The following is a 26,472-nucleotide window of genomic DNA, read 5'->3' as shown; positions in this document are numbered from 1 at the left end:
CGCGTCCGGCCCCGAAACGCCGGGGCCGTCAACACGGACTCGACACAGGCTACGCCGCCGCCATAGTGGGCGGAAGACGCATGGTTTGCACTGAATAGTTGCGTTTGACGCCATGTATCCTTGTGCTAAGGTGAGGCCATGTCCATGCCCGACCTCAATCTGCTGATCACCCTGGACGCGCTGCTGAGCGAAGGCAGCGTGGCCCGCGCCGCGCAACGCCTGCGGCTCAGCCCCTCCGCGATGAGCCGGGCGCTGGCGCGGCTGCGCGACGTCACCGGCGACCCGCTGCTGGTGCGCGCCGGGCGGGGCCTGACGCCGACGCCGCGCGCGCTGGAGCTGCGCGAGCGGGTGCATGCCTTGGTGCTGGACGCCGAAAGCGCGCTGCGTCCGACCGGGACGCTGCGGCTGGACAGTTTGCAACGCAGCTTCACGCTGCGTTGCAGCGACGGTTTCGCCGAGAACTTCGGACCGCGGCTATTGGAGCGGCTGCAAGGCGAGGCGCCGGGCGTGCGGCTGCACTTTCTGCCCAAGCGCGACAAGGACAACGCGCCGCTGCGCGACGGCGCGGTGGATCTGGACACTGGAGTGGTGGGCCACGAAGCCGGGCCGGAGTTGCGGGTACGCATGCTGTTCCGCGACCGCTTCGTCGGCGCGGTGCGCGCCGGCCACCCGCTGGCGACCGGCCCCATCGACGCCGCCCGCTACGCCGCCGGCCGCCATGTGATGGTGGCCCGCCGCGGCGGACTGCTTGGGCCGGTGGACGAGGCGCTAAGCGCGCAAGGTCTGAGCCGCGATGTCGCGGTTACCGTGGGCGGCTTCGCCACCGCGCTGGCGCTGGCCAGCGCCAGCGACCTGATCGCCACCGTGCCGGAACGTCATACCGGCCGTCTGCGCGCCGGCCTGCACAGTTTCGCGTTGCCGCTGACGGTGGCGGAGATCACCATCTCCATGATCTGGCACCCTCGGCTGGACGCGGACCCTGCGCAGCAATGGCTGCGCGCCTGCGTCAAGGCGGTGTGCGATGAGCAGTTGGCGGCGGAAACCGCCGTTTGAAGCGCGCCACTCTAAGAACCTGTTTACGATCTGCTGCGCGTCGTGGAGCGTTACACGGTGAGTACGGCTTCAAAATGCTCATGTACCGTGTGTACACTCTGCTTTCTCAGCCGCACCGCCTTGTCTCGCCCTAGCTCGCGAGATCGTCAACACGTTCTGAGGGCACAATTATTGACAAGGCTTTACGGGTGATGTCATTGCGTGACTCGACAAATACAATGCTTCTAATGTTGGCTAGCACTTTGATTGTTCAGGATGGTTTTTTGTAGGAATTGGTCCAATTTTGTCGCTCTATACGGGGGAGTCAGCTCATTTGATCAAGCCGCGGCTTGTCTAAAGTGATTAAGCAAGCTGGCTACTCCATTTCTCGCTTCAACGCTGACTCGCTTACTAATCTAGTTGGCAGCCAATCAATTTCTGATAACTCATATTCAGTGAGGTAAAGCATGCGTGGTTTTTATAAGACATTGATCGTCACATCTTTTTGCTTAATTCCGGCAACTTGCTTTTCTTCTGAGAAAGCGGCTCCAATGAAATCAGAGTCATTCGGTTATTATGATTTAAATATTGGCGACTATTCAGCGCCAGAACAACATCACGACCTACCTAAAGAAGGAAACGGTCATATCGAAGTCAACCTGGATCGTAATTTTTCGATTACTTTTCCTGACAACCCCTCGACAGGAGCCTCTTGGGGCTTAAGGATACTTCCTGCGGAATTGATGTTTCTGAGTTCCAGTCACAAACCATCTGATAAATGTGGCGTCGCCAACAATGAGGGAGTACCGCTAGTTGGATGTGGCGGGTTTACAACCTATATATTTAAAGCATTAGAAAAAGGAACCGGGACAATAAAATTTGAGTATGGCCAACAGTGGCGCAAGGATGCCAAAACAGTCATAACTGTAAAAGTCACTGTTAAATAACGGAACAACCCCGAGCGATCATCCCGGCGCCATTCCCTCAGAGCCTGTTCAAAGTCTCGCGAGCAAGGGCGAGACAAGGCGAAAACTAGCGAAAAAGCGGAATGTACAAGTGGTACATGAGCATTTTGAGGATGTTTTCAACGCCGTATCGCCGAAGCGCAGCAGACTTTGAACAGGTTCTCAGAGCCTGTTGACGATCTCCTGAGCCATGGAGCCAGACACGCAAAGTGGATGAACTGCAAGCTAGTATTCAGTTTCCGCTCGCAGTTCTTCCACAGCCGTCGACTCTTTCCCAGCCAGGCGAAGCCAGCCTCAATAATCCAACGTTTGGGCATCACTTTGAACGTAAATCTCGCCCTTCAGATACAGCCTCGCCTGCCCCAGCAAAGCCACTTCCTCGCCTTCCACCCGACACTCCAGGCTGCCGCGGCGCGCGCCGCCCTGGCGCGCCAGCAGCCGGGTCTTGCCCAGTACCCCGGCCCAATACGGGGCTAGCCAGCAGTGCGCCGAGCCGGTGACCGGATCTTCGTCGACCCCCACGCCGGGCCCAAACCAGCGGCTGACAAAATCGCAGTCCTCGCCGCGCGCGGTCACCGCCACCCCGCGCTTGGGAAAACCACGCAGCCGCTGAAAATCCGGGCACAGCTCCGCCAGCCTCGCCGCATCGTCCAACACCACGATGTAGTCGTCGGCGGCCAGCACCTGGCCGGTGTCCAGGCCCAACGCCGCCAACAAGCCGGGCGGTTCCGCACAGGGCCTCGGCGTCACAGCGGGGAAGCGCAGTTCGATGCCATCGCCGTCGCGCCGCGCCGTCAGTTCTCCGCTGCGGGTATGGAAAACGATGCGCTCCTCTCGCCAACCCAGTTCATGGAACAAGACCCAGGCGCTGGCCAGCGTGGCGTGGCCGCACAGATCCACCTCGGTGGTGGGCGTGAACCAGCGCAGCGACATCCGCTCGCCGTCCGCCATCAGGAAAGCGGTTTCGGAAAGATTGTTTTCCATGGCGATGGCTTGCAGCGTGACATCCAGCAACCCCGCCGGCAACGGGCACACCGCCGCCGGGTTGCCGTGAAACACCGCATCGCAGAACGCGTCCACCTGATAGATTGGAAGCTTCATGTCTCGTCCCCCTCCGCCGCGCCGCGAATTTCGTCCAGATAGTTGTAGATGGTGTAACGGCTGACGCCCAAGGCCTCGGCCGCGCGCTCCACCCCGCCTTTGACGATGAACAGGCCCTGCTCCAGCATCTGCGCCACCACCTGCTTCTTGTCCGCCTTCTTCATCCGCGCGAGCGGCTTGCCGCCGCGCGCCAGCGCCTGAACAATGATGTCCTGCATCGCCTCATCCATCGCCGGCGGCTCCGGCGCCGCCCGTTGCGGCGGCGGCGCGCGGCCCACCAGCGCCTGCAGGCAGGCCAGCGCCGCTTCCAGCTGGCTGCGGTCGCTGTTCAAGCACAGCGCGGCGAAGGGTTCGCCGGCGGCGGTCTTGAAAACGGCGCTGGCGGACAGCAGCCGCCGGCCGTCGCGGCTCAGCGTGTGGTAGCCGGACACCAGCGCCGGCTCGGCCCCACCCTGACGCATGGCCTGCTCGATGGCGGCGAAGCCCCGGTCCCCGGCCGGGCCGCCCAGAATGGCGTCGCCTAGCCGGCGGCCGGACACATGGCCGTTCTCGATGGAAACGATGGAACATTCCGGCCGGCTCAGATCATGCAGCACCACCTCGGTATGCGCGTCCACCATGGCGCCCGCCAGCTTGACCACGGCGCTCAGCGCGCGCAACACCGCCTGTTTTTCCGCCTGGGCCGGATCGGTCGCCTGCTTCGGGTCTTCCATGCAAGCTCCCATCAACGATAAAGGCTGAACTTGCGCGTCAGCGCGCCCAGCTCAGCCTCGGAGCCGCACAAGGCCACACCCCAATATTCCAGCGCGGCGGCCGGGGTGGCCGCGGTGCGGCGCAACTGTTCTGCGCTACCGCCCTCTCCCATGGTGTCGGTGAAATCCACGCAGGCCACGCCCGCCTCGGCCGCGGCCTGACGCAGCTGGACCAATTTGGAGGAGTTGTCGGCGCGCAGCACAATGAAGGGATCGGCCGAAATAGCCGGGTGCACGCCACCGTCGGCGTCCACGTAGTCCACGTGGTTTGTCGCCGCGTCCGCGCGCCGCAGCCGGCAGGCCAGGGCCAGCGCCAGATGGCCCAGCACATTCATCGCCCGGCCCGGCTCCAGCCGCTTGTGGATCACCGCCACGTATTTGCGCGCGGCGGCGTCGGTGCCGCCGGCAAGGTGTTGTTCGCTCATCTGTGCTTCCTTCCAAAAACCGACGGCCGAATCACGGTTGCCACACCGCGGCCCGGCCGCAATATTTCAACATTAAGTTGAAATTTACATTTTTGGTTGAATTATTGCAAGAGCGGCTCCACACCGTACACCGCGTCGCGCAGATCGGCGACGAAACGCCCGGACATGCCTTCGTACAAGGTGTTGGTGAAGGCCAGCACGCTTAGGCCGCGCGCGCGGTCCACAAACCAGGAGTGGCCGTAAGCGCCTCCCCAGCGCCAGGTGCCGGGCGATTCCGGCGACGCGGCGGCGGCCGGATCCCTCAGCACGGAAAACCCAAGACCGAAACCAAAGCCGGACATCTCCGGCAACTCCAGCGACCCGGTGTGATTGCGCGCCATCTCCTCCACCCACTTCGGCGGCAGCAGCGGCGCGCCGCCTTGGCTCAGCGCCTCCAGCAGGCGCAGGAAATCGTCGGCGCTGCCCACCATGCCGGCGCCGCCGGACGGGTAGGCGCCTGCGTCCAGCGCCCGTTCCGGCGCGAAGCGTATGCCCACCGTGCCGTCAAACGGCGCCACCGTCGCCGGTTGTTCCATCCGCCAAGGCTCGGCTTCGCCGTTGACGTAGACCGCCGCCAGACGCTGCGGCTCCAGCGCGTAAAAATCGGTGTCGTTCATGCCCAACGGCACGGTGACCCAGCGGCGCACCGCCTGCGGCAGCGGCTCGTCCGCCACCCGCTCCACCAGCGCGCCCAGTACATCGGTGGCCAGTGAATACGCCCAGGACTGGCCGGGCGGATACATTAGCGGCACGCTGGCGATGCGGCGCAGATTCTCCGTCAGCGAAAGACCGTCGGCGTCCATGCCGTCGGATACCCCGGCGCGGGCATAGGGTCCATCCTCGTCCGCTTCGAAAAAACGATAGCCCAGGCCGGCGGTATGGCTGAGCAATTGCCTAGGCGTGATCCGCGCCGGCGAGCCGTCCGCCAACCGCGGCCGGAATGCCGGCAGCCAGCGGGCGATATCCTCGTCCAGGTCCAGCCGCTGTCGAGCCGCCAGCACCATCGCGGCCGTGGAAACAATGGGTTTGCTGACGGAAGCCAGCCGGAACAGCGCATCCTCGCGCATCGGCAAGCCGGCCTCCCGGTCCGCCCAGCCGGCGGCTCGGCGGTAGACTGGCGCGCCGTCCTTGACCGCCAGCACCACGGCCCCCACCAGCCGCCGTTCACTCAATGCCTGTTCCAGCACCGCGTCCACCCGCGCTTCCAAGCCCGCCTCCGCGCGGCTTAGCCGCGCTCCGCATTCCACATTCGACATATCGCATCCTTTGGCTGCAAAACAGCGGTCAACAATAAGCGATCGCCGCGCCGGGAAAAAGCGGACAACGCTCCGCTCTGTCGTGACGAATTGTCCGGATTGGGAAGCCGGCGGTCAGCACCTGTCCAAAGTCTCGCGAGCCGGAGCGAGACAAGGCGAAAACAAGCGAGAGAGTAAAATGCGCGAGGGGTACATGAGCATTTCGAACGCGGCACTCACCGTGCCACGTCTCACAAAGCGCAGCGGATGTTGAACCGGCTCTCACAGGCTGACGCGTATGATGTCAGCCGCTCGCCCCAGCTCCCACCTCGTCACCAGGCTGCTGCAAGTGAAGCGCAGCAGGTCCGGTTTCCAGGCCAGCGCCAGCACGCCCCGCGCGGCCAACCGCGCCGCAACGCCCTTGGCGTCCGTCGCCTCGATGAACACCATATTGGTCTCCACCGGGTATTTCAGCCGCGCCGCCTCGCCCAGCCTGCGCCCTAGCCATTCGGCATTGTCGTTGTCCTGCTGCGTCACTCGCTGCCAGTGCCCCATCTTGTCCAGCGCCACGCCGGCCATCAAGCCAGACTGATGCAGACAGCCGCCATGCCATTTTCGGAATACCCTGGCTGCCTCTATTTTTTCCGCCGGGCCGGCCAGGATGGAGCCGAACGGCGCGCCCACGCCCTTGGAGAAGCAAAAGTTCAGCATGTCCGCCGGCTGCACGTAGCGCGCCGGCGGCATGTCCAGCCGGGTGCAGGCGTTGAGCACCCGCGCGCCGTCCAGGTACAGGCTCAGGCCCATTTCGTCGCACAGCGCGCGCATGCGCCTCATCTCTTCCACCGGATAAACAATGCCGCCGTAGCTGTTAATGCTGCTTTCTATCGCCACCACCTTGGGCGCAGCATAGAGCTTGGACCAGCGCGCCTTGGCCTGGATGGCGATGCGCGCATCGGCGGCGGTGAGAATGCCGTCCGCGCTATGGTAGGGGTTCAGCACCAGACCGCTGTTGACGCTGACCGCAGAGGATTCGAAGAAGTTGATGTGATAGCCCACCTCGGTGACGACTTCGTCTCCGGGCGCGGCCAGACAGCGCAGCCCTACCTGGTTGCTCATGGTGCCGGAGGGCATGAACAGCGCCGCCTCCTTGCCGAACAGCTCGGCGCAGTACGCCTCGAGCTCGCGCACATAGCGGTCTTCGCCGTAGCAGTCGTCGCCGATCTTGGCGAAGTCCAACATCTCCACATCGCTTTTGCAGATCCGCGTCAAGGTGTCGCTTCTCAAATCGATGATGTCCGGCATGTCTGGTCCCGTTTCTGAAAGTCGGTTGGAGGATGCGGCGAGGGCAAGCCTGCGCCTTGGCATGCCGATGAAATGCGAGGCAGATGCTAGGGGGCGTCCAGCAATGATTCAACTCTACTTTCGATAAGGTCAGCGGCGACCTGCCGGCTAGTTATTCGTACGGAGTGCGATTTTACGCTGGGGAACTACCATGGTAGCCACAGCGCCAGCCAACGAGGCCGCCATGAAAAACCTGAAATATCACAGCTTGTGGATAGGCCTGCTATTGCTGGACATCGCCGCGCTGTACTGGCTGCCGCGGCTGATAAAACCACCGTTCTCCCTTTCCCAGCATGCCAGCCATTTCGTGCTGGGCCTGTTGACCACGGCTCTGGCGGCCGCGCCCTTGATACGCTTTCTGGTCATAGGCTGGGGCGCCCGCTACGAGGAGTTCCGCAACCGCCTCAACAACGGCGCGCTGATCTATTACCTGCGCCAATTCTGGCAGCCGCGCACCGACAAGCACCCTCAGTTGAACACCTGGCCGCTGCCGGAAAACGAAGAAGTGGAAACCGCCGCCGAGCAACTGTTCGAGCAGATCTACCGCGAGCACTACGGCCGCGCCGCCTTTCTCACACCGATGGCGCTGATGCTGATCGCCATCCTGTGCATGAGCATGCTTTACCTGCTCGCCGCCAACGAACAGCTGGTCACGCCCTTCAGCACGCAGATCGTCTGCGCCGCCATCGCCGGCGCCTATCTGTTCGTGGTCAGCGATATGGTGCTGAGCGTGCGCAAGCGCAGCCTCAACGTGGCGGACGTGTACTGGTACGCGCTGCGCATGATGCTGGCCATTCCCATCGGCGCGGCCGTCAGCGCCGCAGGGTCTGCCGAAGCCGCTTCCTCCGCGCAGACCGTGTCCGCCTTCGCCGTCGGCGCCTTTCCGATGGACACCCTGTTCAAGCTGTTGCGCCGGCTGGTGACGCTAAACCTGAACGCCAAGGAACAAGCTCAGGAAAACGACCAGTTGATCCAGCTGGAAGGCGTGACCGCCAATATCTCCGCCACGCTGGCGGCCGAGGGCGTCAACTCCATAGAACAATTGGTGTGCATAGACCCGGTGCTGCTCTCCATCCGCACCGGCTTTCCGTTCAAATTCGTGCTGAGGCTGGGCTCGCAGGCCATCGTCTGGCGGCACTTTGGCCAGCACGCCGCCGCCCTGTCCGCCATGGGGCTGGCGGACGCGCCCGCCATCGTCACCCTGAACGAGATGCTGAAAAAAGAACCTGGTTCGGTCTTGCGCCAGCAAGCGGACAATGTGATTGCCGACATCGTCGCCCGGCTGCAAGCCAAAGACGGCGTCGCGCTCTCTGCCGACACCGTCAAATTCAACTTCCGCCAGATAGGCAAGGAAAACTACACCCGCTTCCTGATGGCGGCGCAAAAACAAGGGGGCCACGCCCGGCCGCCGCTACGGCCGGTGCACGGTTTCCCGCATGCGGCCTGAGAACCTGTTCATCGTCTGCTGGGCGTTGGCGATACGGCGTTGAAACTCGCTCTGTGAATCCGTTGGCGGTCAACAGCGTTTTCAGCCCTGGGCCTCCAGCACGCACTTGGCGATCTGCGCGTCCTGCACCGCCAGCCCGGTCAGGTCCGCCAAGGTAATCTCATCCTCGCTTTGCCGGCCCGGCCGCTCGCCGGCTAGCACCTGCCCCAGCTCCGCCAGGCTTTCGCGGACCAGCAAGCCGGCGGCCAGCGCGTGCGATACCTCGCCGTAAGCCGCGCACTGTGCGATGGAGTCCACCACCACGCGGTCCGCCCCGGCCACCAGTTCCGCCACCAGCTCCTGCTTGCCGGCGGCGTCCGCGCCCACCGCGGTGACGTGGGTGCCGGGCGTCAACCAGCCGGCTTGCAGAATGGGACGGGTGGACGGCGTGCAGGTGACGATCAGTTGACAGGCGCGCGCCAGCGGCTCCGCGTCCAGCGTGGTCCGCAGCCGGTAGCCCAGCGGCTCGAACTCGGCGACGAACACCGCCAACTCCGTCTCGGAACGTCCCCACACCCACACATCGCGGCACGGCGTGACCGCCTGCAACGCCCGCAATTGCAAGCGCGCCTGCAAACCGGTGCCGACAACCCCTATCGCCTCCACCCGGCTTGGGGCCAACACCCGCGCCGCCAGCCTCCCGGCCAGCGCGGTGCGCCAGGCGGTGAGCCAGCCCTCGTCCCGCAGCAATGCCAGCGGCGCGCCGGTGCGGGCGCAGAAGCACAGCACCAGGCCCTGATTGCTGGGCAGGCCGCGCTTGGAATTATCGTAAAAGCCGGACGACACCTTGACCGCGAACAGGCTCTCGCCCTCCACATAGCCGGACTTCACGCAGCAATCGCCGTTGGCCTCGGCAAAAGCGAAATGCTGTACCGGCGGCAACTGCGTGCGCCCGGCGGAATAGGCGATGAAGCCCTGGCGCAGCAGCGCCTCCGCCCGCTCCAGATCCAGCCGCGCCAGAATCTCGTCCTTGTCCAGCGTCCTCATGCCGCCACCGCGCTCAGGAATTTGTCCAGCACAATATTGCGGCCGCAGAGCACCACCGCCACCTTCTTGCCCTGATAACGTGGCGCCAATTGCAGCAAACCCGCCAGCGCCACCCCGGCCGCGCCCTCCACCATCCAGCGCTCGGTTTGCGCCAGCAGCCGCAGCGCCGCGCGGATGTCCGCCTCGCTAAGCAGCGCGCAGCGGCGGATCAAGGCCTGGCACAGCTCGAAAGTCACCGCGCCCGGCTCCACCCCGCCTGCGGTGCCGTCGGACAAAGTCTCGCCCTCATCCACCTCGACGATGCGGCCGGCTTGCAGGCTGGCGTGCATGGTGGCAGCCGTCTCCGGCCAGCAGCCCACCATTTCCGCATCCGGCGCCAAACGACGCATGGCCGCGCCGATGCCGGAAATCAACCCGCCGCCGCCCACGGAGACGAAAACCGCGTCCAGCTCCGGGCATTGCTCCGCCAGCTCCATGCCCACCGTACCCTGACCCGCCACCACTTCCAGATCGTTGTAGGGCGACACAAACGGCAGGCCCGCCCGCCGCGCCGCGTCCCCGGCGGCCAGCTCCGCCGCCAGCGCGTCGCCGTCCACCAGCTCCAGGTCCGCGCCCAAAGCGCGGATGGCGTCCAGCTTCACCGCGGCGGCGGACACCGGCGCGTATACCGTCACCGGCACACCCAACAAGCGGCCGGCCAGCGCCACCGCCTGGCCGTGATTGCCGGTGGACGCGGCGAGCACCCCGTCCCGCCGCGCCGCCGGGTCCAACAGCCGCAGCTTGTTGCTGGCGCCACGGAACTTGAACGAGCCGGTGCGCTGCAGATGCTCGCACTTCAGATACACCTCGCAGCCGGTCAAGGCGGACAGGGCCGGGCTGTGCTCCAACGGCGTGACCGGCGCCTGCGGGCGGATGGCCTGGTGGGCGGCGGCGATGTCGTCAAACAGGGAATCCAGTTTCATGCTTGCTCCTTTAGCTCTTTCAAATGCTTGAAAACCGTGGCGCGGCCCATGCCCAGCACGTTGGCCACATAGTTTGCGGCGTTCTTGCCGCGAAAAGCACCCTCGTGCAGCAACGCCTCCACCAGCTCGCGCTTGTGCTCGCGGTTGAGAATGGACAGGCTGAGCTGGCGCTGTTGCAGCCAGCCGTGGATAAAGCGGTTGATGCGTTCCTGCCAGTCGTCCTCGAACAACACCGCCGGCTGCGCCACCAGCTTGCTGCCGGACAGGAATAGATCCAGCGCCGCCCGCGCGCCCTCGAACACCGAGATATCCAGGTTCACGCACATCATTCCAATCGCGGCCGCGGCGTCGTCGCGCAGCACCACGCTGATGGATCGCAGTTTGCGGCCGTCCCAGTTCAGTTTTTCGTAAGGGCCGATCACCGTCGCGTCCGGCGTGTTTTCCAGTTCGTCCAGGCCGGAATCGTCGCCCAGCTCGCGCTTGGAAAAATTGTTGGCGATATAGGCCACGGACTGGGTGGCCAGGTCGTGCAACACCACCTCGGCGTAGGGATAGAACAAGGTGGCGATGGCGTCGGCGATGGACTGGTAGCGGGACAGCATGGCGGCACTCACATTGGATCAATGAATCCATCGTAGACTTTACAATCCACAATGTAAACAAAAAAGTCCAATTTGGACTAAAAAATACAAAACAAGAGCAAAATAAAAGCCGGCTCAGCCGGCTTAGGGATCAGGCGCAGGCGGTCAAACCGCCCGCCCAAGCGCCTTCAGCGCCCCAATTGCAAACGCGGCGCGCCAAACGGCACCGGCTCGCCGTTGGGATAGACGTGCGGCCACACCAGCGGCGGCGTGCTCCAAGCGAAATCCTGCCCCTCGAACTCAATGAAGTAAGCCTGCCAGCCCGGCAGCGAAGCGTCCGGCTTGAACTCGAAGCGACAACTGCCGCGGCGGCACTGGCCCTCAATCGGCTTGGGCTGATAACGGATGCCGGAATTGAAACGGAAATCCCGGCTCTTGGGATTATGCGCCAGCCACAACGTGGCCTTGCCCGCTTCCCGCCCCGTCACGCTGACGCGCAAGCGGCCGCTGACCGGGTCCGCGTCCACCTGGGCCTGCGGCATGGGCTTGCCGGCCAGCCAGCGGCGCATGAACTGCCGCAAGGCCTTGCCGATCTGATCACCCTTCACATAGTGCGACTGATTGGGCAGATAGCGCAGCTGCGTGGGGCCGGTGAAAGCCGGCAGATAGCTCCAGGCGGAATCCGGCACCGCGAAATCGTCGCCGGAGGCGGAAATCATGTACTTGCTCAAGCGCGCCATGCTAGCGCGGTAATTGACCACGTCCTCGAAACGCAGCAAGGCGTCCAGGCCGGCGCCGCCCTGTAGCACATCCTCGGTGATGCCGTTGCGCTGATAATCGCGCAGCGCCACCGGCCACTGCTGACCGTAGCTGTTGTAAACATGGGTAAAGTTGTCGCGCACATTCCAGAAATCCGCCACCACGGGCACGATGGCGCTCACCCGCTTATCGTTCAAGCCGGCCAGCCAGGTGGCCCAGCCGCGCTTGGACGCGCCGGCCACCACAAAACGCTCGCTGCCCGGCAGGCTGCGCTGCAAGGCGTCCATCGTCGCACTCACCGCCTGCGTCATCGGCAGGTGCAGGGAGCTGAAGCGTTCCGCTTGGGGCTGATCCACCGTCTTGCGCCAGGTGTAGGCCACCAGCGCGTCCTCACGGCCAGTGGGCTGCTCGTCCAGTTGCAGTTCCTGATTGGGCACGAAATACAGCTCGGCCACCGGCACGCCCAGATCACGCGCCAGCGCCTCCGCCGGCAAACGGTCCGGCAGCTTGGGCGGCTGCGCGTGATTGCTGCCGCCGTTGACGTACAGCAACACCGGCGTGCCAGGCTTTCGGTTCATGGGCAAGGCTAGTTTGTACTGCTGCTCCCACAGCGGCGCATTGCTGGTCATGCCGCTGCCGGCCCCCGGCCACTGCTGCGACACCATACGGTACATCCGCACCTCCACCCCGTCCTCCACCACCGAGCTGAGCAGCTCGGCCGGCTGCTGGCTGGCCTTGGCCTGTTGCAGATATTGGGAAACCACCGGCGACTCATCGGTTGGCAGGAGCTTGGCCGGCGCGACGGCGGGCCATGACAAGCACAGCGCGGCGCAGGCGCGCAGCGCGAGGGGGAGGAAACGGTTCATCGGCGGAATGTATTAATTGTTAGAGAGTGGATGCTAGATTTTGCAACAAATTAGTACAAAAACTCAAGAAAAACCACGCTCGTCCCCTTCCTTGTGGCTTGGCGAGTCGGCCGGGTCGAACTCATTGATAAATAAACCATCGCAATGCACGCACTCCTCCCATTTAATTGCGGCTAACCATTCAGCCTTACATTCAAAACAAAACACATCAGCGCAAACCATGCAAAGGCTGAGTGTCACAACCAAGTTTCTAGGCAACTAAAGCCAAGCTTACGCGCAACTCCGGATACGCAATAAGTCAGCCGAAGCAACTCCACAATGAGATTTTCACCAGGCCCGCCAAACTGGCATTTAGGATGGTTTTTTTGAAGCTCCCTTGTAAAAATAAACTTACACTTCTAAAAACAAACAGCTGTGTTCAGTCCTCCTCTACGCAACAACCCATCCACTTTCCTTTTGGCAAGTTTTGCCATTTTAAGGAGCAGCGATATGGAACAACTTTTTTCTTCTTCCGGCTTTATATATATCAATATGATTGTTGATACCGAAGCCATTATTGAGCGGTACAAAAATCCCAGCACGGTGGAACAAAGCCCCACCATGGTCAACGACACCTCTTTATTTTATTTTGTTGCCACCAAGGGCAACACCATAACCGGTTCCGGCACTGGAAATTTGAAAATAAGCGCCACGGTAGGAGATGGAGTGCGCTGGGCCGGCGTTTCCGAATCGAACAACTTCGAAAACAGCGTGATGGTGTACAAAATTCAACACCAAAGCGGTCAAGAAGTTATGAGCGACGCAAAATTCATGGTTTACACCAAGGAAGCAGCCGTCCCAGCCAGCAATAAAGAGCCGTTCCCACCCAAAAGCAAAGACCAAGCGTATTGGTTCATGAGTGCGGAAATCATAGGTAAAGGCACGGAAAACTATACAGTGCATTTCGCCGTATTCAATCGCCCTAAAAATGGACCGCAAACGCTTTACGGCTACTTCAAATGGGATCCCGCCATTGAAGTTAAAGGCTAAGCTCGGCAGCCACTAAAACCAATCCGGGGGCCAACATGGCCACCCGGATTGCCGAAATCAAACCAACCGCCTCCTCTGCCCCTAAATCATTTATTTCCCGCCCTCAAACCAACAACGGCCGCGGAGCCCGACGCGCCGTCCGCAGCACGGCCACGACCATGGCCAGGGTGACGGCGGCCAAGGCGGCGGCCAGCAGCGTGATGGCGTTGAAGGCCCAGCCAGTTTCTATCACCCGCCCCCCCAGCCAGGCGCCGATGGCGTTGCCCAGATTGAAAGCGCCGATGTTCAGCGTGGACGCGTAGCCGGCCGCATTGCCGGCCACCCGGATGATCAGCGCCTGCAACATCATGCCCACCGCAAAAGAGAGTCCGCCCCACAGCGCCATGCACGCCAGCGCCGGATACAGGCTGGCGCTTGCCCAATAGAACGCGATCAACACCGCGATCAGGCACGGCAGCGTCCTCGTCAGCGCCTTGGCCAGGTTCCAGTCGGCCAGGCGTCCGCCCAGCAAGCCCCCAATGGTGATGCCGATGCCGCATACGAAGAGCGCCGCCGTGGCCACCTTGGCTTCCACATGAGTCACTTGCAGCAGCACCGGCACGATATAGGTGAAGAAGGCGAACATGCTGGCCGACGCCATCACGCTGGTGGCCAGGCCCAGCCAGACCACCGGTCGGCGCATGTCCGAGCCGACACCGGCCACCGCTGACGGGCTGCCGCGCCCGGCCGGCACGAAACCGGCGATCAAAGCCGCGGCGAGCAGGCCCAGCAGCATTACCGCCAGGAAAGTGGCGCGCCAGCCATGCAGCTGCCCCAGCAAGGAGCCCAAGGGCACGCCCAGCACATTAGCCAGGGTCATGCCGCTCAGCATCAATACCATTGCCTGAGCCTCCTTGCCCGGCGGGGCCAGCCGCGAGGCCAGTACCGCCGCGGTGCCGATGAAGGAGGCGTGGCTGAGCGCGGTGAACACTCGAGCCAGCATCAGCCAGCCGAAACCGGGGGCCAACAGGCAGCCTGCATTACCGGCGACAAACATCAACATCAGCGCAATCAGCGCGCTCTTTTCGCGGGCGGAGCGGATCGCCATGCCAACCACGGGCCCGCCTATCACCACGCCCAACGCATAGCCGGAAACCAGGTGCCCACTTTCGGGAATTGAAATCGCCATATCGCCGGCGATTTCCGGCAAGAGGCCCATCACCACGAATTCGGCGGTGCCAATGGCAAAAGCCGAAATCGCCAGAGCCAACAAGGGCATGTTCATCAAGCTGCCTGCATTCATCGCTTCTCCAGAATCAAATTCGGCGAGGCCGCACCGCCGCAAAGCCAAAAAGCGGGCATCATGGTCCGGGGAGCCGCGCCGCCATACTGCGTTCCAGTAAAAACGCCGGCTTGCCCCCGTACGCTGCATGGCGGCCTGCTGTGTTAAAGTCCGAATCCAAACTCTAATGCGTTTGACATCCCCGATAAAGTGAGCCCCCGCTCCAGATTGCATGGACACTTTTGTCCGGAAAGACGTGAAAATGCTCAGTTCAATCCAGGACCTGGCCTTGTTCGTTCAAGTGGCGGAACTGCGCAGCTTTGTCATGGCCGGCAAACAAATGGGGGTTTCCGCCTCCGCCGTCGGCAAGCGCATCAGCCGCATGGAAGCCCGGCTGCAGGTGACGCTGTTCAAGCGCACTACCCGAAGCATCACCCTCACCGCCGAGGGCAGGCACTTACTGGAGCGGGCCTTGGGCCTGCTACAAGAGCTGGACAGCATCCAACATGAACTCGGCGCAAGCCTGACCCAAGCCAAGGGCAAACTCCGCATCAGCCTGCCACCCATCAGCGATGTGTTCCTGGATCACTTTGCGCAATTCAATTCGCTCTACCCCGACATCGAGCTGGAACTGGATTATTCGGACAAGCTGGTCGATATCATCGAGGACGGTTTTGATTTTGCGCTGAGAACCGGCGCGGACGGCGACCACGCGCTCAAGGCGGTCAAAGCGATCAGACTGGGCAGTTTCCGCAGAGTGATGGTGGCCTCCGAGGCCTATTTGGCCCAGCACGGCGCTCCGCGGGATATCGGCGACTTATTGCGGCACAAATGCCTGCATTACCGCTCCCCCAATACCGGCAAGGTGGAGGCCTGGCATCTTGGCCACGACGACACCATACAGCTACCGCCCTCCTTGGTGTGCAATAGCATAGAAGCCAGAAAACACTTCGCGCTCAAGGGCCTAGGCATCGCCTACCTTCCCGACATCTCCATCGCCAGGGAATTGCGCGAAGGAAAGCTGACGCTGGTCCTGCCGCAACTCGCCAACGGCGACATCCCCGTCAGCGTACTCTGGTCGCGCAATAAAAGAGAAACCGCCCGCCACAAGGCGTTTATCGATTTCTTCGACGGCATCAAGATTGACGCCGCGCTGAAGCCCGGTTAGCCCACCGCCCACCGCTGCGCGGCGCGCAAAAGAAGCCATGCCCCGCGTCGGCTCCGGGCGCAGCGCAAGTACCGCACAACGATGAATGCCTTGTTTCCATTCGGCCTTGATCGGGCGGGGGGGGGGGGAGTTATGCGGCGGCGCGACTTTCTATTGGCATCCCTGATGCATGCTGGCCTGGCCCCGGCTGGCGGCGGCCGCGACGAAACCCGCGGTGACTCTGGTGCTCAAATCGCTGAAAAACCCCCTTCTTCAGCGTGATGACGACCGGTGCGCGCAGATCCTGCTGATCACGCCGGCGGACTCCGGCGCCATCATCCCGGCGCTGATCAAGGCGGTGCGAAGCGGCCTGCTGGTGATCAATCTGGACAACAAACTGGACAACCGGGCGCTGGCCAGCCACGGCGTGTGGCATTCCCTTTGTCGGTCCCAGCAATTTCAGCAGCGCGCGCGCGGTGGGAAACTATGTGCTGCGGGCCTTGAAGCCGCGCAGCAAGGTGGCCATCATCGGGGGCCTGCCCGGCTCCATCAACGCCAAGGCGCGCAGCGACGGCTACCGCGAAGCGATAGCCAGCGCCATTCTGACGCTGACCGCCCTCGCCTGGGGGCGACTGGGAACGGTAGCCCGGACGGGCCGCGGCGCATCGTAAGCAGCTAAGCCAACCCGCCCGCCTGTCCCAAAGCGCAGGCACACACCATGACCAATGCATTAACCTTCAACGATAAATCGCGCCATGCCCTGTTGGCGCAATAACTTACAGCCGCCCGCTTTTAAAACTTCAAGCCGGGCCGATAAAGGCCCCTACTCTCCGACAGCGCGTCTGTTTCCGCGGCGCTTGGTAAAACTGCCAAGCGCCGCCTCGTCAGGCCGCTCCCGCTTCCGGCTATGCTGAGCGCCGGACATTCTCTCTCGAGGCAAGCGATGAAAAACAAGATGGCGACATGCGCCGCCGGGATGGCGCTGCTGGGCGGCAGCGCCGCGGCGGCCAATTGGCAGTTGGCATGGCAGGACGAGTTCAACGGCACGGCGCTGGACAGCGCCAAGTGGCGGCTAGAATCCGGCCCCGGCCCCTGGGGCCTGCATGAGCTGCAGTATTACACCGCCGGGGACAATGTAACGGTACGGGACGGCGCCTTGCATATCGCCGCTCGGCGGCAGGCTTACGGCGGCCGCGACTACACCTCGGCGCGCATGCGCAGCCAGGTCGCCTGGCGCTACGGACGGATAGAAGCGCGCATCAAGCTGCCCTATGGCCAGGGCATGTTTCCAGCTTTCTGGATGCTGAACCAGCAATGGGATCAACCCGAGCATTACGGCGAGATCGACATCCTGGAAATGGTGGGCAGCGAAGCCGGCGCGGAAAACGCCACCGTCTGGGGCAGCGCGCACCGGCCCAAACCCGGCGCGCCGGCCGGAACGGTGCAAACGGCGTCGGCCTCCTACGTCACGTCGGACCTGGGCTGGTTCAACGACCGCTTCCACGATTTCGCCGTGGAGTGGTCGCCGGCGGCAATCCGCTACTTCGTCGACGGCCGGCTCTATCAGACGGTGGCGATGAAGACCGACGGCGGCGACGGCTGGAGCGCCCTGCAAGAGCCTGCCTTCATCGTGCTCAACCTGGCGGTGGGCGGCGACTGGGCCGGCGCGCCGGACGCGTCCACGCGCTGGCCGCAAGAGATGGTGGTGGATTACGTGCGGGTATACCGGGACGCGGCGACAAGCCCAACGCGCCGCGCGCCGGCATCGGCGGCCTCGCCGCTGCCTTGATGTCCAGGAAGCAGCACGGCACCATCAACCCCGCGGCGCGCACTCCGGCTAGCGCAGCAACTGATCCAGCAACTCGCCGCGGGCTGCGATGTAATTCGAAGCGTGATTCGGCCATCAAAACCATGGATATGTCGATTGCGTTCAACCACCCTCAAGGGGCGGCTTGTTGTTTGCATGCCACCCAATGCTCACGACTTGCCGGCCGCGCCCGCCAGACGCTGCCGCTCCTTGAACTTGATGATGTCATCGCGCGTGATGGTCGCCATCCCTTTTGACGCCGGCCGCTTGAGCGGCGCCGACCTGGCGGCGGACGGCTCCGGCCGCCGCGTCAGCACATAGGGTAGTATCTCGCGTATCTCGCGCTGGACGCGGACGCCGTCTCCGTTGGGCGTCAGCGTGACCGCCTCATAGACCCAGTAACCATCGAAAGGCGTTTCATCCCCATCCTGCGGCGCCGTCCCCACGTCGCGCCGCTGGCGCGGCGCGTCTTGCCCCTGTAGCGGCGTCTTGGTGAACTTAACTTCATAGCCCTCACCCAATCCGGTTTTAAGCGATAGCAACGTGCCGGGCGCTTTTTCCTCACGGCAGGCGGCGAACACCAGCTGCTTATACTGGCTGTAGCGGCCGCCCGGCTTCATTTCCTCCAGCAGGTCTTTCAGGGTTTTCTTGTTCCCGGCCAGATCGCTGACGGTGAGCAAGTCCATCTTGCTCTCGCTGCCGCTGACGCGGTTGTTCAAAACCGCGAGCCGCGCTTCTTCCTCCGGCATCTTTTCGTAGTGCTTGATGTGGTAGTTCTTGACCCAGTTTTCCTTGGCCACCCCCGCGTTCATTTCGGTGAAGGCGGAGTAACCCTGCCCTACATCTCCCTTATTTCGCAGCCGCGCGTAAATGGCCGGGTATTCCGCGCCGTCCAGCAATTTCTGCGTGGGCAGAAAAGCGGCCGAACTAGGCGGCTCCAGCAACACCTGGCCGTGCGGCCCCAGAAACACCAGATCCTTGCCTGCCGGCAGCAAAGCGTTGCGGCTGTCCCGCGTGTACCAGCCGTGAGCGCTAAGCACCAGCGTTTCGGCCGGGTCTCCGTCAATGGAAGTCAGCGTGAAATTGGCGCCGGAATCGGTGCGCAGTTTTTTAAACAATGCTGGGTGACTGCTTTGTAACTGCTCCAGCTGGCCCACGGCTTTCCGGCGCCGGCTGGCCAGGTCGTCGAAACTCGAGCCGGCGGCTTCCATGCGCTGGAGCGTGCCTTTTTCCGCCAGGTATTTTTTCATGGCTTCCTCAAATTCAGCCTTGTCCGCGTAGTCTTTCAGCTTGGGCTTGACCGGCCCCGGGGACAGGGCGCGCTCAGCCGCCTTGACCCCGCTTCCGGCTTTGGCCGGCGCTTGAACGCCGGAAGGCCCTGGGCGCGGAAGGCCAAGCGGTCCCGGCGGATTCAGGATGTCCTCGGCCTGCTTGTTCAAGGCCATGAAAGGACGTTCCCCTTTTTGCAGCCTGGCCAAGGCGTAAATGGCGCGCGCGGTTCTCCCGTTGCCGTCGCCAAACGGGTGATAGCGCACTACGGCCGCATATAGGGCGTCTGCCAGGTCCACTTGGCCCGCCACGCTTTTGGCCTCAATCTGGGCCAACGCTTTTTCAAAGCCGGAACGCGCGATGTCCGAGCCCATGAAGACGGGATCGCTGCTGGAACGAAACGCCCGTGGCAATTGCCCGGCAGCCGGCTTGTAAACGGCGTTGTGGAGGCTTTCCATGGTGCGAACATCCAGTAAATCCGCCTCGCGGTGCCCCTCCAGCGCGCTCTGAATTCTGGTTTTTAGTTCCTGAGCTTCCGCCGCGGTCTTGGCGGAGCGGCTATTGCCGGCAATCCAGCCCGCAGCCGCTTCTTCCGGCACACCGGGCATCGGCTGACGAGGCACGGCCGGCGGGTGATCCAGCAGTTGGCGCATATGGCCGTTGACGTCGCTCAAACGGGCCAAGTCCGAATCCAGCCTCCGCTGAACCTTGGCCTGTTCCGTGGCGAAGTCTCCCCAGGCGAAGCGGGTTTTTTGCTGGCCTTCGAAATCTCGCAACAAGTTGTTGCGTATGGATTGCCGTACCGTCTCGCGGTTGGTCAATTTCGCCAGATCGCGCGCTTGCGCGCCTTCCTGCATGGTATTGACCAGTAGATCCACCTTGCGCGGGTCCGCCAAGCGGCTCCAGTTCATTTCACTGAGCACGGAGGGTATGACCCGGCGCGACACGGCCTTGGCCTGGCGGTAGAGCGTGATGGCCTGATTCACGTTTTTTACCGAGTACGCCGCCTTGACGCCTTGTGAAATCAGCGGCGCGCCGCCCGCCACCGCGCCCACGCCGCCCAGTACCCCGGCAATGATGGCTTCGGTGCGGAAGGCTTCCGCCTGATCAGGCCGGTCCGACATATGGGCTTGCACGGCGCTGGCGCCGACATAGGCCGCGTCCAAAGCCAGCGACGCCATGAATAGGCTGAGACGAGCCAAGACCGAGCCGGTGCCGGGGATGGCCACCGCCAGCCCAATGGAGCCGATGGTGAGGATTTTCTTGGCAACTTCCAGCGCGGCTTCGGTGATCTGTTCCGGATAGCTGAACACCAGGGTGTCGATATCCGATTCCAGCCGCTCCATGAGGCCGTTGTACAGTTGATCGGCCAGTTGCTCCCTGCCCTGGCTCGGAGTGAAGGAGAAGGGCCGCTCAACCACTTTATTGATGAATTGCCGCCCCGCTAATGGCCCGAGGCCTACCAAATTGCTGGTCCGATACTTGAAAGCGTTTTCGTCTTTTTCCTGCTTCATGACCTCATAAGAGGGCATCTTGCTGAACACCCAGTCTTTGAACGTCTTGGTTTGCGGGAAGACCGGCAGTAATTCAACCTTCTCGCCCCGCTCCCAATACTTGTGCCGGCTACTGCCAATATGGAAAAACTTGTCGTCATCCACGCTGAACATGACACCGCCGGCCGGGCCGGCCGGGATCATGAATACCCCGTTCAGCGTCGTGCCGTGGAAGGACACCGCCTGGGCCTGAATCTTGCCCTCCAGAAAGTTCTTCACCGCCTGCGCGTGCAGCGGCGCCTGGTGGCCGCGGCTCAGATATTCCAGGCAGCGCACATTGATCATGTCCTGGTAAAACGATTTCATGCCGACGGCGTTGCCCGGCTGGTCCCGATAGATCTTGAGCTCGCGCTCCATGGCTGACTGCAGATTGTCCTTAGTCAGCGCATCCACTAGTTCCTGATGCTGCATGCCGGTCACGCGGTATTCTCGTCCTGAGGAGTCCTTCAGGCGTTTGCTTTCATACAGGTACTGGCCGGTGACGATTTCCGTTAGCGTAAAGTAGCGGCTGGCGGGCAGCGGCGCTTTCGGGCCTTGCAAATTAGGGTTGGGATGGACTCTGGGATAGTAATCGACCCGTATCCTGCTATCCGGCCGCAACTGCGTCTTGCTTCCCTTGCGCTGTTCAAAGGCGCTGATCCCCTTGCGGATATAGTCGTCAATATATGAGGCGGGATTCAGTATCGGCTGATACAGCCGCTCCACCCGCTCCAGGCTTTGCTCGCCCTGAAGCTGAAACGCTTGCGCCAGCGCTTGGTCGGTGCTTGGCGGCGCGTCGGTCGGTGCGGCCGCTCCTGTCAACTGAGCGCTTTGCACGGCGAAGCCCTGTCGGTAACGCTCAACGATGGATTTGCTCAAATCATCCGTCTGAGCGTCGGCAAGCGCGGACAAGTCTTTCAAGATGACTTGGCCAAACTCGCGAAACTCGTTGAGGCTAGGCTTGTCCTTGATGTCGTCTATGAAAGCGCTAGTCAGCTCGATGGTCTTGAGCAGCCTCCGGATATCGCGCTCTTTACCCGGAGGCAGCTCCCGTACTTCGCCGGCCTGATCCGCCTTTTCGAAAAGGCGGTTGAACTCGGTGCGGATCGCCCTGCTCATGTCCAGATTGTGCAGCACCTGATCAATCTGAAACGGCAAGTCCTCCTCATCGTCTACTTTTTCACTTGGCAAACTCCTGGCCGCCCGGTGCAGAGGGCCCCCTTCTTCCCCTTCCAGCTCCACGGCGAACTGCGGTTGATCAAACACAAAATGGAGATCATCCACATCCAGCTGCGTGATGATTTCATGCGCCAGCCGCAAGGCTTCGTCGTTGGCCGGGTTTGGCCGCGCCCCGTCTTGGCGCGCCCAGCCATAAAGCAAGGCCCCGCCCGCGGCCATGGCGGCAATGCCAAGCAGAAGCGGCGCTTTCTGTTCCCATAACGCGGATCCGCCGGTTGCCGGCGCCTGCTCGGCCACGGGCGGCTGGAACGGACTACTTTCGTCCTGAGGCGCTACCGGGGCAGAATGCACCAGTATTTCCTTCAGCTCTATCTCCGCCGGCAACGGTGCTGGCGCGTCCTGACGCGCGCGCCACAAGGCATAGCCCACGGCGGCCAAGCCCAGGGCTTCCAGGCTGATGCCGCCGGCCAATTGCCAATTGGCGGCCAGCCAGGACGGCGCGGCCGGCTGCGCGGTGGCCGGCCGCGCGGCGCTGGCAGCGTCGACGCCGGGCAGCAGACTCCAGGGCTGCTGCACCAACGCATCGCAAGCGGACATGACGGCGTCCGCCAGCCAGTTTTCCATGCGCCGGGATAGTTGTTCGCGCAAGTCCCGCACACTCTCGCTCTTACTGTCGGCCAGCGCGTCCAGCCATTGATTGCCCCAGGCCAGCCAGGAGTCGGCAACCGGCTGCGCCCCCACGGTTTGACCGGCCTCTCTCAACGCCGGCAGCAAGGGAATCAGATCCACCAGTTTTTCCAACTGTGGATAATGCCGCACCACCTGATAATCCTTGAGCTGGCGCGCCAGCAGCCGCAAGCGGTCCTCGGTTTCCACCGGGTCCTGGCTGTTGAAGGCCAGGCAAACCTGATAAGCCAGCCTGGCGTTCAGGTATTGGCTGTAGGCGAACTGCAGGGTCTGGTTCTGGCTTTGATCATGGGCGACAAACCATTGCAGCGTCTGCTCCCAACTCGTGTGGTTTTGCAGGGCTTCCGCATACTGCACGGTGGCCGCGGCCAACGGATCGCCCATCAGCTTTTCCACCAGATAAGGTTTTGCCACCGCCACGAAGCTGCCGGCCATGCGCTGAAACATGCCGCCCCAGCTTTCGGAAGCCGAACTTTCGCGGTAGAACTTTTCCAGCTCCTGCGCCGCATGAGCCGGCAACCAGCGGCCGGCGATATGAGCGCCGGCCCAAAGGCCTAGGCTGGGCGCGGCGGCCTTGCCAAGATCCCGCATCAACAACGCCCAGGATTCCGGACTCTGGTTCAACGTCAGCAGGCGATTCAACAAGGCGACCGTGTCCGCATCCGCACCCAGCGCGCTCTGAAACTGGCGGGTCCAAGACCATGCCGGACTCTCCGAGCTGGCTTGGCCCAAAGCGCTCAACAGCCACAATGCCTGTTCGCCCAAGCCGCTGTCCGCCGGGCAGCGGCCCAGTTGATCGGCAAACTGAAAGGCCGCCAGCAATTGCTCCGCCTGAGCGGAGCCGCCCAGCAACATTTCCAGATGCGGTCGCAACGACTCCCGCAGTTCCGGTCGGGCCAGGGTTTCGGCCAACCAGCCCAATCGCTCCGCAAGCGACCCATTGACCGGATAAGGCACGGTCTTTTGCGTCTGAGCCAGCGCCTTGCCCAAGCTCAGTAAAGATGGGGCGAGCTGCTGTTCCAGCAGCGGATTGTCCGTCAGAATCCCCAGGTAATCGCCCAAACCAGCCTCCTGGGGCAGGGCTTGCCACAACCGCACCTGGCCCAGGGTCTGCCTCACCGCGCCCAGGCTCTGGGCCATGCCGTCCAGCCAATCTCCATCCAGCGCTCGCTTCAACTGCGGATCTGTCAAAAGCTTCTCCGCGGCGGCCGTCAGTTCCAAAGTCCTGCCCAGCACGGAAGGCTGATCCTTCAACTCCAACAAGCTGTGCTCCAATGACGCCCACTGCCCGCTGGCGCTTTTCAACCAAGGCCCCACGGCGTCGAGATAGGCTTTCAATTTCCGGCCTTCCTGAGCCCCCGCGCCTTTACCGCTGGCCAACTGCCGGCCAAGCCGGTCCAGCGCCGCAGCCAGTTCTTCCAATTTGCGCTGAGGGCTGTAATTGCCCTTGCAGATCTCACGCAACTCTTGGTAGCTGTCCTTGAACGCGCGAAGTTGCGGCAGCGGGATCGCCTCGAGGATGAGTTTTTCAAGCACCTTGTGAATGACATTCCTCGACATGTCCGACAGCATGCCGGCCACGGCCAGGCTAGGCCGGGGTTCTGACGGCGCCGTCTCGTCCGCACAGGGAAAAGCCGCCAGATAGGCTTGCGGGTGCAACTCCACTTCCTGAATCACCTTTTGGGCGAACTGCTGCAAATACGCCGGCGCGCCCTGTCCCCCGCTCCGCCAATCGTAAGTGTTCAGCTCCGCCAGCATTCGGTCGTTATCCCAATGTGGGGACAGCGGCTGCTGTTCCGAATGCAGTTTTCCAGCCGCCATTTTGAGCAGTGCGGCGCTGTCATGGTCCCATTGGCGGATATCGCGCAGTTTTTCCGTTTCACGCAGCAGCGAGGGATAGTAAGCCAAGGTGGTTTTACCCTGCGGGGCTTCGGCCGGGCCCTGGGCATGAACCAGACTTTGAGACGCGGCCAGGCGCGACAGCTTGGAGGAAATCATCATATTTGCAGGCTTTCGGATCGCGGATAAGGTGCGGGGTCTACGGGCGGCGCTCTATTCGTTTGCCCAGATTCGTCGTTCAACTAGTCTGGGTGAAATGCGTTGTGAGGCGCTTAATTCACAACTACGCGAATTCCAGAGCAAATGAGGCGGGCTTGGCGGATGACGCGCGGTCTGGCACCGTAGCTTTTATGACGCAGCTTAAAGAACCTCTGGTAATCCGGACTTGCAAAAATTGTTGATTTGGCGAAATGGTTTTATTGAAACCGCCACCGAAATAAAAAAGCCCGCCGATCCCGGCGGGCTTGTTCTTACGCAGCGGCGACGCGCTCAGCTCATATCGCTGCGGCGGTACAGGCTGAGGCCGATGGCCAACACCGCCAGCATGCCGGCGCAACTGCGGTTGATCCAGCCCATGACGCGGGCGGAGAAGGTGCGCATCGCATGGCGGCCGCCGTAGGCGTAGATGAACATCATCACGCAATCCACGCTGGCGGTGACCACGGCCAGAATCATGTATTGCGGCACCGCCGGCTGGTCCTGGCGGATGAACTGCGGCAGGAAGGCGGTAAAAAACAGCAGCCCCTTGGGATTGGACAGGCCCACCACCAGCGAACGCAAAAACGTGCCGCGCCCGCTGGCCTCGCCGTTCTGTGCGCTGGCCGCCAGCGCCTGAGTGGGCGCGCGCCACATCATCCAGGCCAGATAGACCAGATAGGCGGCTCCGCCCCATTTGACGATGGAAAACAATTGTTCCGACGCTTGCAACAGCGCGCCCAGGCCGCAGCCCACGGCCGCGATCAACAGCAGATCGGACAACACCGCGCCGGCAAAGCCGTAGCTGGCGATACGCATGCCGTGGCTGGCGCCGTTGTTGAGCGCCAGCAGCATGGACGGACCGGGGGTGATCATCACGGCGCTGACGGCGACGATATATAGCAACAAGGTGGTGAAACTCATTCAAAACTCCAGGACGGCTATCATCTATGACTTGGCGCGGCCACCCGAAAACAGTCGACGACGAAGGCGCGCGCGAAACGCGGCGTCTTGGCATGAAACAGGGAACTGGGTATTGCGGACAGGGGCGGCAAACAACGCAGAGCCGGCATCATAATATAAAAGCCGGCGCGGCTGTAGTGGCATATTGGCTTATGCTTATGCGTTTAAAGAAGAAGCGCTCCCTCTTTAACCTGCAAGCGGCGCGCCTCCAAACGCTCGGGAGCCCGCGTATCCGGCACGCCCCCGCCTCATCAGCCTCGTCGCCGGAGGCGCGCCTCGTTCAGCCCCCGCGCCGCTTCTCGTACACCACATCTCCGCCCTCTGCCAAGCCGGCTTGCCGCCACCCCTGGCGCTGGTAAAAGCCGTTGGCGCGGATGGCTTCGTCGCCGTCGGTGGTCAGCCGGATCAGCAAATGGCGCTGAAACAGCGCGGCCTCCGCCTGGCGCAGCAGTTGCCGGCCCAGGCCCAAGCCCTCAAACTCCGGCTTGATGAACAAGGCGAACACTTCGCCGGCGTCCAGGTCCGCCATGGAGAAGCCGGCCGGCTGGCCGTCCTGCTCCGCGATCCAGGCGCAGGGCGCGGCGGCGATGGTTTCGGCGATAGTCTCCGGCGTGATGCCAAGGCCGGCCAGTTGCTCGATGGAAAGGTGGTTTTGCCGGACGCTGGTGCGGATATCGAACAGCGCGGCGATGTCGGCCCGGACGGCCAGACGGATGGTGGAACTCATACGCTTCCTTGCGGGCCGCCTCCTCCCCGGATCGGCGGGCGGCGCTAGATTACGAGCGGCTAACAATAGTCCTGATGCCGCGTTGCGCCGACTGGCCGTACTCAAGTACTGCCTGCGTCGGCGCGCCTTGCCTCAGCCGTAACACTGACTGTTGTTAGCCACTCTAAAAGAACATGGCCGGGTCGGATGGGACCGCCCGCCGGCGGCAAAGTTTCGCTGGCCGCGGCCCCGCGCCGGGAACCCGCGGCCGGCCCGCCGCTCCATATTGCTATTCCGTCCGCACGCGCGGGCGGCCCTCTGCCAAGG

At 62.7% G+C, this 26,472-nt stretch carries 20 protein-coding genes and 1 pseudogene; 7 read left to right on the top strand and 14 right to left on the bottom strand.

The annotated features are described in order from the left end of the window. Nucleotides 1–138 precede the first annotated feature (138 nt). Nucleotides 139–1,053 (top strand): LysR family transcriptional regulator, encoded by a 915-nt coding sequence (locus DXT74_RS11210; protein ID WP_194427966.1) that lies wholly within the window; start codon nucleotides 139–141, stop codon nucleotides 1,051–1,053. Between the two features lie 446 nt (nucleotides 1,054–1,499). After that, nucleotides 1,500–1,979 (top strand): protease inhibitor I42 family protein, encoded by a 480-nt coding sequence (locus DXT74_RS11205; RefSeq protein WP_194427965.1) that lies wholly within the window; start codon nucleotides 1,500–1,502, stop codon nucleotides 1,977–1,979. Between the two features lie 137 nt (nucleotides 1,980–2,116). Here DXT74_RS11205 and DXT74_RS11200 read toward each other — a convergent pair. From DXT74_RS11200 to DXT74_RS11175, 6 genes and pseudogenes are all read right to left on the bottom strand, one after another. Beyond that, a pseudogene (locus DXT74_RS11200) lies at nucleotides 2,117–2,326 on the bottom strand (hypothetical protein); the annotation flags it as partial. After that, a complete protein-coding gene (locus DXT74_RS11195; protein ID WP_194427964.1) occupies nucleotides 2,292–3,098 on the bottom strand; it encodes a PhzF family phenazine biosynthesis protein in 807 nt (268 codons plus the stop codon). The gene DXT74_RS11195 and the pseudogene DXT74_RS11200, both read right to left, overlap by 35 nt. Further along, nucleotides 3,095–3,811: a transcriptional regulator gene (locus tag DXT74_RS11190; protein ID WP_194427963.1), complete on the bottom strand. Its 717-nt coding sequence runs from the start codon at nucleotides 3,809–3,811 to the stop codon at nucleotides 3,095–3,097. Before DXT74_RS11190 ends, DXT74_RS11195 begins: the two co-directional genes overlap by 4 nt. 11 nt (nucleotides 3,812–3,822) lie before the next feature. Then, nucleotides 3,823–4,275 (bottom strand): DUF2000 domain-containing protein, encoded by a 453-nt coding sequence (locus DXT74_RS11185; RefSeq protein WP_043641341.1) that lies wholly within the window; start codon nucleotides 4,273–4,275, stop codon nucleotides 3,823–3,825. 101 nt (nucleotides 4,276–4,376) lie between these two features. Beyond that, nucleotides 4,377–5,570: a serine hydrolase gene (locus DXT74_RS11180; protein WP_194427962.1), complete on the bottom strand. Its 1,194-nt coding sequence runs from the start codon at nucleotides 5,568–5,570 to the stop codon at nucleotides 4,377–4,379. Nucleotides 5,571–5,831: 261 nt separating this feature from the next. Next, complete coding sequence (locus DXT74_RS11175) at nucleotides 5,832–6,851, bottom strand: low specificity L-threonine aldolase (RefSeq protein WP_194427961.1); 1,020 nt, start codon at nucleotides 6,849–6,851, stop codon at nucleotides 5,832–5,834. Nucleotides 6,852–7,074: 223 nt separating this feature from the next. Here DXT74_RS11175 and DXT74_RS11170 point away from each other — a divergent pair, with 223 nt between their 5' ends. Then, nucleotides 7,075–8,337: a hypothetical protein gene (locus DXT74_RS11170; RefSeq protein WP_194427960.1), complete on the top strand. Its 1,263-nt coding sequence runs from the start codon at nucleotides 7,075–7,077 to the stop codon at nucleotides 8,335–8,337. An 81-nt stretch (nucleotides 8,338–8,418) separates the two neighbouring features. Here DXT74_RS11170 and DXT74_RS11165 read toward each other — a convergent pair whose 3' ends face one another. The 4 genes from DXT74_RS11165 to DXT74_RS11150 form a co-directional block, all read right to left on the bottom strand. After that, entirely contained in the window at nucleotides 8,419–9,363 is a 945-nt protein-coding gene (locus tag DXT74_RS11165; RefSeq protein WP_194427959.1) for an ornithine cyclodeaminase family protein, read from the bottom strand. Next, nucleotides 9,360–10,325: a threonine/serine dehydratase gene (locus tag DXT74_RS11160; protein WP_231138315.1), complete on the bottom strand. Its 966-nt coding sequence runs from the start codon at nucleotides 10,323–10,325 to the stop codon at nucleotides 9,360–9,362. Before DXT74_RS11160 ends, DXT74_RS11165 begins: the two co-directional genes overlap by 4 nt. Continuing rightward, the gene (locus DXT74_RS11155) at nucleotides 10,322–10,939 is read right to left on the bottom strand and encodes a transcriptional regulator (protein WP_304489259.1); all 618 of its coding nucleotides are present in this window, start codon (nucleotides 10,937–10,939) and stop codon (nucleotides 10,322–10,324) included. Before DXT74_RS11155 ends, DXT74_RS11160 begins: the two co-directional genes overlap by 4 nt. Nucleotides 10,940–11,094: 155 nt before the next feature. Next, nucleotides 11,095–12,531: a PhoPQ-activated protein PqaA family protein gene (locus DXT74_RS11150; protein ID WP_194427958.1), complete on the bottom strand. Its 1,437-nt coding sequence runs from the start codon at nucleotides 12,529–12,531 to the stop codon at nucleotides 11,095–11,097. Between the two features lie 489 nt (nucleotides 12,532–13,020). Between DXT74_RS11150 and DXT74_RS11145 the strand changes: the two genes are divergently transcribed. Beyond that, a complete protein-coding gene (locus DXT74_RS11145) occupies nucleotides 13,021–13,560 on the top strand; it encodes an inclusion body family protein (protein ID WP_194427957.1) in 540 nt (179 codons plus the stop codon). Between the two features lie 103 nt (nucleotides 13,561–13,663). Here the strand turns inward: DXT74_RS11145 and DXT74_RS11140 are convergent, their stop codons facing one another. Then, a complete protein-coding gene (locus DXT74_RS11140; RefSeq protein ID WP_196783860.1) occupies nucleotides 13,664–14,842 on the bottom strand; it encodes an MFS transporter in 1,179 nt (392 codons plus the stop codon). A gap of 241 nt (nucleotides 14,843–15,083) precedes the next feature. Here DXT74_RS11140 and DXT74_RS11135 point away from each other — a divergent pair, with 241 nt between their 5' ends. The 3 genes from DXT74_RS11135 (at nucleotide 15,084) to DXT74_RS11125 (ending at nucleotide 17,757) form a co-directional block, all read left to right on the top strand. Further along, on the top strand, nucleotides 15,084–15,989 hold the full coding sequence (locus DXT74_RS11135) for a LysR family transcriptional regulator (protein WP_194427956.1): 906 nt from the start codon (nucleotides 15,084–15,086) through the stop codon (nucleotides 15,987–15,989). Nucleotides 15,990–16,158: 169 nt separating this feature from the next. Further along, nucleotides 16,159–16,647: a hypothetical protein gene (locus tag DXT74_RS11130; protein ID WP_194427955.1), complete on the top strand. Its 489-nt coding sequence runs from the start codon at nucleotides 16,159–16,161 to the stop codon at nucleotides 16,645–16,647. 264 nt (nucleotides 16,648–16,911) lie between these two features. Beyond that, nucleotides 16,912–17,757 (top strand): family 16 glycosylhydrolase, encoded by an 846-nt coding sequence (locus DXT74_RS11125; RefSeq protein WP_194427954.1) that lies wholly within the window; start codon nucleotides 16,912–16,914, stop codon nucleotides 17,755–17,757. A 188-nt stretch (nucleotides 17,758–17,945) separates the two neighbouring features. On the opposite strand, the gene DXT74_RS11120 is transcribed toward DXT74_RS11125, so the two are convergent. From DXT74_RS11120 to DXT74_RS11110, 3 genes are all read right to left on the bottom strand, one after another. Beyond that, nucleotides 17,946–24,443 (bottom strand): putative adhesin, encoded by a 6,498-nt coding sequence (locus DXT74_RS11120; RefSeq protein ID WP_194427953.1) that lies wholly within the window; start codon nucleotides 24,441–24,443, stop codon nucleotides 17,946–17,948. Nucleotides 24,444–24,770: 327 nt separating this feature from the next. Further along, nucleotides 24,771–25,400, bottom strand: coding sequence for a LysE family translocator (locus tag DXT74_RS11115; RefSeq protein ID WP_043633520.1), 630 nt, complete (start codon nucleotides 25,398–25,400; stop codon nucleotides 24,771–24,773). A 319-nt stretch (nucleotides 25,401–25,719) separates the two neighbouring features. Next, complete coding sequence (locus tag DXT74_RS11110; protein ID WP_114151961.1) at nucleotides 25,720–26,166, bottom strand: GNAT family N-acetyltransferase; 447 nt, start codon at nucleotides 26,164–26,166, stop codon at nucleotides 25,720–25,722. Between the last annotated feature and the right edge of the window lie 306 nt (nucleotides 26,167–26,472).

Source organism: Chromobacterium sp. Rain0013, from assembly GCF_015291765.1.
In the GTDB taxonomy this organism is placed as follows: Bacteria; Pseudomonadota; Gammaproteobacteria; order Burkholderiales; family Chromobacteriaceae; genus Chromobacterium; species Chromobacterium haemolyticum.
The sequence above is the reverse complement of the archived record's forward strand: the minus strand, read 5'-3'. Positions and strand labels throughout refer to the sequence as shown.

What these genes read in the sequence shown, in the direction of transcription:
- DXT74_RS11205 (WP_194427965.1), top strand. Translation starts at nt 1,500, where the DNA reads ATGCGTGGTTTTTATAAGACATTGATCGTCACATCTTTTTGCTTAATT.
- DXT74_RS11210 (WP_194427966.1), top strand. Translation starts at nt 139, where the DNA reads ATGTCCATGCCCGACCTCAATCTGCTGATCACCCTGGACGCGCTGCTG.
- DXT74_RS11180 (WP_194427962.1), bottom strand. Translation starts at nt 5,570, where the DNA reads ATGTCGAATGTGGAATGCGGAGCGCGGCTAAGCCGCGCGGAGGCGGGC.
- DXT74_RS11165 (WP_194427959.1), bottom strand. Translation starts at nt 9,363, where the DNA reads ATGAGGACGCTGGACAAGGACGAGATTCTGGCGCGGCTGGATCTGGAG.
- DXT74_RS11125 (WP_194427954.1), top strand. Translation starts at nt 16,912, where the DNA reads ATGAAAAACAAGATGGCGACATGCGCCGCCGGGATGGCGCTGCTGGGC.
- DXT74_RS11160 (WP_231138315.1), bottom strand. Translation starts at nt 10,325, where the DNA reads ATGAAACTGGATTCCCTGTTTGACGACATCGCCGCCGCCCACCAGGCC.
- DXT74_RS11195 (WP_194427964.1), bottom strand. Translation starts at nt 3,098, where the DNA reads ATGAAGCTTCCAATCTATCAGGTGGACGCGTTCTGCGATGCGGTGTTT.
- DXT74_RS11175 (WP_194427961.1), bottom strand. Translation starts at nt 6,851, where the DNA reads ATGCCGGACATCATCGATTTGAGAAGCGACACCTTGACGCGGATCTGC.
- DXT74_RS11140 (WP_196783860.1), bottom strand. Translation starts at nt 14,842, where the DNA reads ATGAATGCAGGCAGCTTGATGAACATGCCCTTGTTGGCTCTGGCGATT.
- DXT74_RS11185 (WP_043641341.1), bottom strand. Translation starts at nt 4,275, where the DNA reads ATGAGCGAACAACACCTTGCCGGCGGCACCGACGCCGCCGCGCGCAAA.
- DXT74_RS11130 (WP_194427955.1), top strand. Translation starts at nt 16,159, where the DNA reads ATGCTGGCCTGGCCCCGGCTGGCGGCGGCCGCGACGAAACCCGCGGTG.
- DXT74_RS11135 (WP_194427956.1), top strand. Translation starts at nt 15,084, where the DNA reads ATGCTCAGTTCAATCCAGGACCTGGCCTTGTTCGTTCAAGTGGCGGAA.
- DXT74_RS11110 (WP_114151961.1), bottom strand. Translation starts at nt 26,166, where the DNA reads ATGAGTTCCACCATCCGTCTGGCCGTCCGGGCCGACATCGCCGCGCTG.
- DXT74_RS11190 (WP_194427963.1), bottom strand. Translation starts at nt 3,811, where the DNA reads ATGGAAGACCCGAAGCAGGCGACCGATCCGGCCCAGGCGGAAAAACAG.
- DXT74_RS11145 (WP_194427957.1), top strand. Translation starts at nt 13,021, where the DNA reads ATGGAACAACTTTTTTCTTCTTCCGGCTTTATATATATCAATATGATT.
- DXT74_RS11115 (WP_043633520.1), bottom strand. Translation starts at nt 25,400, where the DNA reads ATGAGTTTCACCACCTTGTTGCTATATATCGTCGCCGTCAGCGCCGTG.
- DXT74_RS11120 (WP_194427953.1), bottom strand. Translation starts at nt 24,443, where the DNA reads ATGATGATTTCCTCCAAGCTGTCGCGCCTGGCCGCGTCTCAAAGTCTG.
- DXT74_RS11150 (WP_194427958.1), bottom strand. Translation starts at nt 12,531, where the DNA reads ATGAACCGTTTCCTCCCCCTCGCGCTGCGCGCCTGCGCCGCGCTGTGC.
- DXT74_RS11170 (WP_194427960.1), top strand. Translation starts at nt 7,075, where the DNA reads ATGAAAAACCTGAAATATCACAGCTTGTGGATAGGCCTGCTATTGCTG.